At 43.7% G+C, this 9,373-nt stretch carries 8 protein-coding genes; 7 read left to right on the top strand and 1 reads right to left on the bottom strand.

The genetic code is table 11. The annotated features are described in order from the left end of the window. The first annotated feature begins 937 nt into the window (after nucleotides 1-937). The 7 genes from glmM (at nucleotide 938) to IQ224_RS18500 (ending at nucleotide 8,000) form a co-directional block, all read left to right on the top strand. On the top strand, nucleotides 938-2,377 hold the full coding sequence (gene glmM, locus IQ224_RS18530) for a phosphoglucosamine mutase (protein WP_194033335.1): 1,440 nt from the start codon (nucleotides 938-940) through the stop codon (nucleotides 2,375-2,377). 57 nt (nucleotides 2,378-2,434) lie between these two features. Next, nucleotides 2,435-4,162, top strand: a complete 1,728-nt coding sequence (gene hpsL, locus IQ224_RS18525; RefSeq protein ID WP_194033334.1) for a hormogonium polysaccharide biosynthesis protein HpsL — start codon at nucleotides 2,435-2,437, stop codon at nucleotides 4,160-4,162. Between the two features lie 67 nt (nucleotides 4,163-4,229). Beyond that, nucleotides 4,230-5,225: a hormogonium polysaccharide biosynthesis glycosyltransferase HpsN gene (hpsN, locus tag IQ224_RS18520; protein WP_194033333.1), complete on the top strand. Its 996-nt coding sequence runs from the start codon at nucleotides 4,230-4,232 to the stop codon at nucleotides 5,223-5,225. Next, the gene (gene hpsO, locus IQ224_RS18515; protein WP_194033332.1) at nucleotides 5,222-6,391 is read left to right on the top strand and encodes a hormogonium polysaccharide biosynthesis glycosyltransferase HpsO; all 1,170 of its coding nucleotides are present in this window, start codon (nucleotides 5,222-5,224) and stop codon (nucleotides 6,389-6,391) included. The genes hpsN and hpsO overlap by 4 nt, the downstream gene beginning before the upstream one ends. A gap of 126 nt (nucleotides 6,392-6,517) precedes the next feature. Beyond that, on the top strand, nucleotides 6,518-7,102 hold the full coding sequence (locus tag IQ224_RS18510) for a sigma-70 family RNA polymerase sigma factor (RefSeq protein WP_036402619.1): 585 nt from the start codon (nucleotides 6,518-6,520) through the stop codon (nucleotides 7,100-7,102). Beyond that, nucleotides 7,102-7,479 carry a hypothetical protein gene (locus IQ224_RS18505; protein ID WP_194033331.1) on the top strand — a complete coding sequence of 126 codons (378 nt, stop codon included), beginning with the start codon at nucleotides 7,102-7,104 and terminating at the stop codon, nucleotides 7,477-7,479. The genes IQ224_RS18510 and IQ224_RS18505 overlap by 1 nt, the downstream gene beginning before the upstream one ends. A 20-nt stretch (nucleotides 7,480-7,499) precedes the next feature. Next, on the top strand, nucleotides 7,500-8,000 hold the full coding sequence (locus IQ224_RS18500; RefSeq protein ID WP_194033330.1) for a Spy/CpxP family protein refolding chaperone: 501 nt from the start codon (nucleotides 7,500-7,502) through the stop codon (nucleotides 7,998-8,000). A 101-nt stretch (nucleotides 8,001-8,101) separates the two neighbouring features. Here the strand turns inward: IQ224_RS18500 and IQ224_RS18495 are convergent, their stop codons facing one another. Further along, complete coding sequence (locus tag IQ224_RS18495) at nucleotides 8,102-9,253, bottom strand: NAD-dependent epimerase/dehydratase family protein (RefSeq protein WP_194033329.1); 1,152 nt, start codon at nucleotides 9,251-9,253, stop codon at nucleotides 8,102-8,104. Nucleotides 9,254-9,373 lie beyond the last annotated feature (120 nt).

The raw sequence follows: 9,373 nt of genomic DNA, 5'->3' as shown, positions 1-9,373 counted from the left end.
CCCTACACCCCACACCCTACACCCCACACCCGTTACAGTAGAGCAGGAAGTCGCCTTCCCACCCCCTGCTTCAAAACCGGACTTACGACTTTCGCCGTATCCGGCTCCTGAGTAACTAGGCTACTGTCATTAGTAGAATAATAATGGGAATTATTATTTCCTTGTCTATTCAACCCTCTTGGCTGTATCCCCACCAGACAAGATTGTTGGTTTTAGGGCGTATATGACCGTTGATTGTTGCTTAGACTTCCTAGTTACCCGTCCTTTGTCAGCATATCTTTGATATTACTCAAAGCCTTGGCTTTTAAGGACATCCTCTCCCTCTATTGACTTGCGGATGGTTTCCTACTGCCCCAAACGGGCAGAGTCAATCAGGGTTACTTCGTTCCCTATAACCATTGGTTGAACCATTAGGATGATACTGTCCACCGAGAGTAACGGGAATGCCTTACTGATAGTGGTATGAGCTATCAGCCCCAACTCTGTTAACTTTTGTTTCGAGCCTGTCAGCCTTTTGGCTCGTGGGTGTTGACGATGGTTAATTCGTATCTTCGCCCCAGGGCTATCCATAGGTTCTGGCTCAACGGGTTTCTGATTTAGGCTATCAGATACCACTTTTTTTCCTCGCTCACTACCTCAGATGTACCAAGTCTAAAGCAGCAGGAAATGCCGTCACTCTAGGCATCTAGAGGACAGGACTAAGGTTATTACTAACCCGCACCTGTATGGTTATAAAGTTATCAAGGTACTACATTTACCAAGCGGCTAATCCTCTAAACGTCTTACTGTCTAGTTTCTAGCCAACGAATCGCACCACACCCCACACCCTATGTAAGGAACTCCGGGAGGAGGATTAGGGTCAACTGGGAACATTGATTTGAAAAAATCGGTGATCGTGTTATCCTCTGAGTGTGTTGTGTGAGGAAAGGAATCGGCCATGGTAGCGTCTCTATCGTATCAAAATGGGCAAAAAGCTCGATCGCATCCCCTGTTATCCTTAGGGGGTTTGATCGAATTACCGTCATCACCCCTGTTCGGCACGGACGGAATTCGCGGCCAAGTGGGAGAATTATTAACTGCCCCCCTAGCGCTACAAATCGGATTTTGGGCGGGACAGGTATTAAAAAATCAAGCTGGTGTCACCAAACCAGTAATTATCGGTCAAGATTCCCGTAATTCGAGTGATATGTTAGCCAATGCTATCACTGCGGGTTTAACTTGGGCGGGAATAGAAGTCTGGCAACTGGGATTATGTCCCACTCCCTGCGTCGCCTATTTAACCAGAGAAAGCGAAGCGATGGGGGGGATCATGATTTCTGCCAGTCATAATCCTCCTGAAGATAACGGCATTAAATTTTTTGACGGCAGCGGTTTAAAATTGTCTGGCAGTTTAGCCGCACAGATAGAAGCGGGTTTAAGGGGCAATTTAGAATTAGCAGATAAACCAGTAAATTGGGGAAAAGCGACTTTTTGTCCCGAATTAATCCAAAAATATTATCAAGCTGTCATTGATTCCGTCGGGAAGGATATTAACCTATCGGGATTAAAAATAGTTTTGGATCTAGCTTGGGGGGCAGCCGTTAACCTAGCACCTTTAGTATTCCAAACCTTGGGGGCGGAAGTTATCTGCCTACACGATCGAGCCGATGGCGATCGCATTAATGTTAATTGTGGTTCTACCCATTTGGAAAGCTTACAGGCGGCGGTGATTAATCAGCAAGCGGATTTAGGGTTTGCTTTCGATGGCGATGCCGATCGAGTCTTGGCCGTGGATAGTCAGGGTAGAGTAGTAGATGGCGATTATATCCTCTATTTTTGGGGTCGTTCCCTCCTAGAAGCCGGACAGCTACCGGATGGGTTATTAGTAGCAACGGTGATGGCTAATTTAGGCTTTGAACGCGCTTGGCAAAAACTGGGGGGTCAATTCTTGCGGACTGCCGTGGGTGATCAGCACGTTCAGGCGCAAATGTGGGAAACTGGGGCCATGCTAGGGGGTGAACAATCCGGCCATATTCTCTGCCATCATTACGGAGTTTCTGGGGATGGAATGCAAACCGCCCTACATTTAGCGGTTTTAGTGCAGAAATCGGCGGTTTCCTTGGCTAATTTAGTCGATCATAGCTTTGTCACCTATCCGCAGATTTTACGCAATGTGCGGGTGGAAGATAGAGAAGTGCGACGTAATTGGCAGCAATGTGAACCTTTGCGACGGGAAATCTGCCAAGCTGAGACAGCCATGGCGGAAAAAGGCCGAATTTTGGTGCGAGCTTCCGGGACAGAACCGTTAATTCGGGTAATGGTGGAAGCAGAAACCCTCGAATTAGCCAGTTTTTGGACAGAAAGGCTCGTAGAAGCGGTGCGAAGCTATCTTTTGTAGTCGATCGAGGGGAACAGGGATTATAATGCCCTTAGCCTAGCCTAGCAAGGGATAATTATGACTGGACTAAGTATCGATCGCAAGAAAAAAAAGAATAAACAAGGGGAAACAAAAGCCGATAGTCGCCCACCTAACATCAAAGAGAGACTTGCCCTCAAAAAAGAAGAAAGGCAAAGGAAACAAAAGTTAACAGGGTTGATTGTTTTTGCTATTTGTGTAGCAATTTTGATCGGATTACCCCTCAGCTTATTGTTTGATCCCAAGATAGGAGCTGTAGTAAGTTTAGCCTTAATTTTAGGAGTTTTCTCCTTTAGCTATCCTCGTACGGCTCTTTGGACATTTATTATCTATGTCCCCTTCACTGGCACTATCGTCTATTGGTTGGGGGGTAGTCCAATCCTCCAGCTAAGTAAAGATATCTTTTATCTACCCGCTTTAATCGCCTTAGTTTTAGAATGTCGAAAAAAGCGATTACCGATTATTGTCCCGAAACAATTGGGTACAACCCTATTATTAATCTTTGTTTTCTGTGTAGTCTGTCTATTAGCCGTCAATTTACAGAGACAATTTCTGCCTACTTGCGATTCCGTGGCTGGGATGAGTATCTTTAGGGATGGCCGTTTGGTCGGACTTCCCTGTCGGGAAAGTGAGACTTTTCTGCAAGGAGTATTAGGGTTTAAAGTTTTGCTAGGTTATGTCCCCTTGATCTTCTGCACTTATTACTTGATCAAAGACAAACCCACCCTATTATTTTTTAGTCGTCTTTTAGTGACTTTAGTGATTATTTGTTGTGTCCTAGGGCTAATGCAATACTGGATGCTGAAAACCGGTCGTTGTGCAGGAACTAGAGGCTACGTGGGTGATTTACTATACAAAGCCACCTTAGAGGCAAGGTGTTTGGTTGGTGGGTCATTAATATATAGTCCGGAAGTGAATATGATCCGCCTACCGGGTACTTTTGTTTCTCCCTGGCACTGGGCCTGGTTTTTGGTCTCTAGTGCCGTGATTTGTTATGCCAGTGCCTTTAGTGAAATTTCTCAAAAATGGCGACTAGCAGCCCTAGTGGGTTTAACCCTAGTTCTTATTAATGCAGTGGTCTCCGGGCAAAGATTAGCTTTCTTTGCTGTACCGATGATTGTCGGTCTGATGACAATTCTTACAGGACAAATCGCTAACTTAAAAAGATTTTTGCCGATCATTTTTTCCGTCGCTTTACTCCTAGCTGTCGGTTTTTCTTTCCTTAACCCCGATTTTATCCAACAACGCTACGATAGTGCCGTCGCCCGTTGGCAAAACAGTCCCCCCACCGCTTTTATTCAAGAACAGTTGGATTTTGCTATCCGTAATCAGGGCGGTATTTTAGGTCGTGGACTCGGTGTGGCCACATCTTCTGCTAGGTTTTTCGGTTATATTTCTTTCGTGGAAACCTTTCACAGTAAAATTTTATTCGAGTTGGGATACATTGGTTTTGCCTTGTACATGATATTCATAACCCATCTAGTTTATCTGGCCTTCCGCACCTATCTTTCCCTCAAAGATCCCACTCTGCGGGGTTTTGCCGGTAGTTATTGGGTTTTGCTGCTCTTTGTTGCCTATCTTCCCTATTGGTATGCCCTCGATACGGATCCTGTGGGCGTTTATTACTGGATATTTGCGGGCGTAATTTTTAAATTACCCGTGATCGAAAAACAGGAAAAAGAAGCCAAAATTTTGGCGGGGGAAACTGAAACAAAATCCTCCAAAAAGGGCTTAAATTTTAAACGCAAAGGTATTTCTTTAGCTTAAAATTACTATAAGCTATCAGCCCTTTCAGTGATCAGTTATCAGTGATCACTGATCACTGATTACTGCTATGAATTTTCCCTCGATTTCTGTCATCATACCCACCTATCGACGCGAAGAGCCTCTTAAAGATACCCTCGATGACCTACTCAAACAGGATTACCCCAATTTTGAGGTATTGGTTATCGATCAAACCGCTACCCACAGCCCCGAAATACAATCCTATCTAGAAAATCTGGCTAATCAGCACAAAATTAGCTGGTATCGGCTGGATTGGGCGAGTTTACCCGGTGCCAGAAATTATGGAGTCCGTCGCACCCGGGGCGATATCGTTCTTTTTATCGATGATGATGTGCGGCTACCGGATAATTATCTCAAAGCACATGGTGAGAATTTTGTCAAGAACCCTGAGATAGGTGTAGTAGCCGGTCGGGTATTCGATCGCATGAAATTGGGTGACTCCCAAAAAATGGTGACAGATACTGGCAAACCCTACGAAATCGACTTTTTACCCCCCCAAGCCATGGATCCGGGCATTGCTTGGTATTACATCGATCTTGTCCACACCACTAAACCCCAGCAGGTAATCTCGGCCCGGGGCTGTAATATGTCTTTTAGAAGGGATATATTCACTAAATACGGCATTTGGTTCGATGAACGCTTTCGTGGCAGTGCCGTGCGCGAGGAATCGGATTTTTGCTTAAGATTACGCCAGACTCCCTATCATGTCTGGTACGATCCCACCGCTTATCTGGTTCATTTAGGGGAAGAAACCGGCGGCTGTCATGATATTAGCACTCGTTCTTTGAGTTATCAGACGACTTTTTATCATAATCACTTTTTGATGGCTCTGAAAAATCTCACTCCCGGGCAACAATTGCGACTCTATGCTAAATTATTTGACTGTCACGTTCTTGGCAATCCTCCCTGTAATAAGGGTGGTTCCCCGATTAAAATTCTTTCTAGGGGAATTTTTTATGGTTTAGGTTTTCTCGATGCTCTGAAAACTCAAGTTAAGTCCCTCTGGAATGATGGCCAAATTTATACAAAATTAGATAATCTATGAGAATTTTAGTCGCTAGTCATACATATATAGTTGATCTCAACTGTGAGAAACTGCGCTCCCTGACAAGATTAAATCCCAATATTGAGGTTACTATTGTCGTTCCCCAACGTTGGCAACCAGGAGGAGTCCAAAATAAAATCATTGAAAGTCAACCGAAAATAGCCGATAATTTCCGAGTCATTCCTATCTCTAATTTTAGCCAGAATAACCAATCTTTATTAACTTTTGGCACTGATATAATTCCTTTATTGCAAAAATTTAGACCAGATATTATTCAAGTGGAACAGGGTTCTAAATCTCTCGGTTATGCACAATTTATTACTCTGAATCGTCTCTTAAATCTCCAGGCTAAAAATGTATTTTTTACCTGGTGGAATCTTCCCTATACTCCTAAATTTCCCATCTCTTGGTTAGAAGCTTATAACCTGAAAAATACCGATGGTTTAATTGCCGGTAATCAGGACGGAGTAGATGTTTTAAAAGAACGGGGTTACAGGGGTAAATACACCGTTTTACCGCAATTAGGCGTGGATGAAGTTCTTTTTTCCCAAGGCAAGCAACCCGATTTATCCCGATCTTTAGGCATTGAAAGCGATGAATTTGTGATTGGTTTTATCGGTCGTTTTGTGGAAGAAAAAGGCATTTTAACCTTGATTAAAGCTGTAACTAAATTAACAGGTAAGTGGAAATTATTATTGTTAGGTCGGGGAATTCTGAAAGATAAAATAGTCAGGGAAGCTACAGCCGCAGCAATAAGCGATCGCTTGATGATAGTGGAAAGTGTTCCCCACGATCAAGTAGTTAATTATATTAACCTGATGAACACTTTAGTTTTGCCTTCAGAAATCACCTATCAGGTCAAAACTTTAACGGCCGTCGGTTGGAAAGAACAATTCGGTCATGTTTTAATTGAAGCTATGGCCTGTCAGGTTCCTGTTATTGGTTCCGATTCAGGAGAAATTCCCTTTGTTATTGCTGATACGGGTTTAATTTTTCCCGAAAAAGATGGAGAGGCACTGGCTAAATCTATACAAACTCTCTTAGATAATCCCAGCTTCGCTCAAGAATTAGGCCAGAGGGGTTATCAGAGAGTAATGACCAATTATACTAATAAAGCCCTCGCTCAAAAACAATTGGATTTCTATCAACAATTACTCCCTCGATGATCGGGTGTGGGGTGTGGGGTGTGGGGAGAAAAAAGCTGATAACTGATAACTGATAACTGATCACTGGTTATGAACCATTCTTGACACCCCCTAGTCTAAAGGGACAAGTAGCTAGGGGTGAGGGGAATGATCGAGGTGATAACCGAGAAGCAAAAAAGTGTGAGCGATCGAGAGTTAGTTTTAAAATGTCAAAGGGGTGATCGGGGTGCTTTTCGTCACCTTTACCGTCTTTATCAACCAAAAATCCGCTCTACTCTCTATCAACTCTGTGGACAGGAATTCCTAGAGGATTTTGTCCAAGAGGTATTTTTAAAAGTGTGGCACGGGTTGCCGAAATTGCGTTCACCTGAATACTTTTCCACTTGGGTTTATCGGATTACTTGCAATGTGGCGATCGATGGTCGGCGACAATTAGCCAAAAGACAAATGAGGATCGCCAAAAGCACTGATCAGGAAAACTCCTTTGATAGCGAATCCCGTCCCCAAGATAGTCCTGATTTGATGCAACTGCATTATGAGGAAGTGGTCCGACAAGGGTTAGAAATTCTCAGTTTAGAACATCGCGCTGTCCTTGTCCTTCACGATCTAGAGGACTTACCCCAAAAGGAAATCGCCGAAATCCTAGAAATTCCCCTCGGTACGGTGAAATCACGTCTTCATTATGCGCGTAAAACCATGGGCCAATTTTTGCAAAAACAAGGAGTTCTCTAATGTCCCCAGAAGATGACAAAGTGGTTAATTTTCTGCGTCGCTATCGTCCATCGCTGCCACCTCAACCGATGATAGATGAAGAAAAACAGTTAATGCAAATGATTAGGGAAGAAAAGCCAGTAAATTTCCCAAAATTGCCGCCTTTATTGGGGTGGATAACTGGTATTACTGCCTTATCTGTGCTGATTTTTGCTTCCTATCGTTGGTCCGATCCTCATCCACAACTGGGCCAAATTTCTGACGAGCAGTTAGAAGCTTTTTTAGTGGAGAGTTGGAACCATAGCATCGCTCCACCGATTGCTGCTTCTAGCGTTTATAGTTCCCCTTGGATGAGCTTAAACGAGCCTCAACTCACCTATTCTACCTATAATCCTTAATTTCTTTGTCAAGGTCAATTATGTACTTTTCTACTGTCTCGATTCTCGGCACAACCATGGCTTTAACTCTGGCCGCTAACCTAGTCCCCACTGTCACTGTGCTATCCTATCCCCAAGATCGTCTATTTATTGCTCAAACTAGCTCTCCCCAGCGTCCTGAAAATCGTCCCCGTCGGATTAATAATTCTAGAGAAAGACTAATTGAACAATTGAACCTTACCGATGAGCAAAAGTCGAAAGTTGCCGCTATTCGTCAGAAATATCAGGAAAAAACCAAACAGTTGCGAGAAACCCTGAGAAGCAACGAACAAGAATTAAATAGTTTATTATCGAATAATGCCTCCGATCGAGATATTCGTGCTAAACATCAGCAAATCTCTCGCAATCGCCAAGAAATGAGTAACCTGCAATTTGAAAGTTTTTTAGAAATTCGTCAAGTCTTAACTCCCGCTCAAAGACAGGAATTTTCCCAGTTAATGCAGGAACGTCGCGCTAATTCCCGCAATCGCGGACGACAATAATTCCCATCAGTGCGGATTAAGATCGAGTTTGATGGCGATACATTAGAAAAACGCAAAGGATGGGCAAGTAACCCATCCTCAACTTATCATTTACTAATAAATTATCGTTTCCAAGTGACTTTTGGTAGGATATGATTCATATCTACCCGATTTTTATACTTGGTGGCGAAGTTTAGGAGGGAATCAAGGAGAGAATCGGAGAGATAGTGAGGTTGTAGGCCTAGATCGAGTAATTTTGTGTTTTTAGCGTTAAAATAATGTTCCTCTAACTCGATGCGCGGGTTGTCAAGATTGTTAATCTCCACATTTAACCCTAACGCAGAACCAGCTTTTTTCACCATCAGTGCCAAGTCACCGACGCTAAACAGTTCGGTAAATTGGTTAAAAACGCGGAATTCCCCGGATTGAGCAGGATTGGCGATCGCTAATTCCAAACAACGCACGGTATCGCGTATATCTAAAAATCCTCGCGTTTGACCACCTTTACCGTACACTGTTAGGGGATGACCGATCGCCGCTTGAATACAAAAACGGTTTAAAGCAGTGCCAAAAACCCCATCGTAATCGAGACGGTTAATTAACATCTCATCCATTCCCGTCTCTTCGGTGAGGACTCCATAAACCACCCCTTGATTGAGATCTGTGGCTTTTAAACCCCACATCCGACAGGCAAAATGGATATTATGGCTATCGTGGACTTTGCTAAGATGGTACATACTGCCGGGCTGTTTGGGATAGGGTAAAGTATCCTTACGACCGTTATGTTCGATCGTGATGTAGCCTTCTTCAATATCTATATTCGGTGTGCCATACTCACCCATGGTTCCCAGTTTTACTAGGTGCGCTTCGGGAAATTCCTCTTTCATCGCGTAGAGGATGTTTAAATTGCCAACCACGTTGTTAACTTGGGTTAAAACTGCGTGTTCGCGATCGATCATGGAGAAGGGTGCAGATCTCTGTTCTCCGAAGTGAACAATGGTGTCTGGTTGAAACTGTCGCAGGGATTGAATCAGAAAGTCGTAGTCATTAATATCCCCGACAAAAAGATCGATCGATTTTCCCGTCAGATCTTGCCAGCGTTGAATCCGATGAGATATGGGTGCGATCGGTGTTAAGGTATCGCAGCCTAATTGTAAGTCCCAATAGCGACGAACTAAACTATCAAGTATGCCTACTTCGTAACCTCTATTTGATAGATGGAGTGCCGTTGCCCAACCACAATAGCCGTCTCCGCCAATAACCAAAACTCTCATACAATATCTGTAAAGTTTATATACTCGTCTTTGGTAACTCTAGCAGTTTTGTGTCACGCTTTACCAGTTTAATCCCCGTGAACGTAGCGGGGTGTGGGGTGTAGGGTGTGGGGTGTAGGG

This window comes from Microcystis sp. LEGE 00066, assembly GCF_015207925.1.
GTDB classification, from domain to species: Bacteria; Cyanobacteriota; Cyanobacteriia; order Cyanobacteriales; family Microcystaceae; genus Microcystis; species Microcystis ichthyoblabe_A.
The sequence above is the reverse complement of the archived record's forward strand: the minus strand, read 5'-3'. Positions and strand labels throughout refer to the sequence as shown.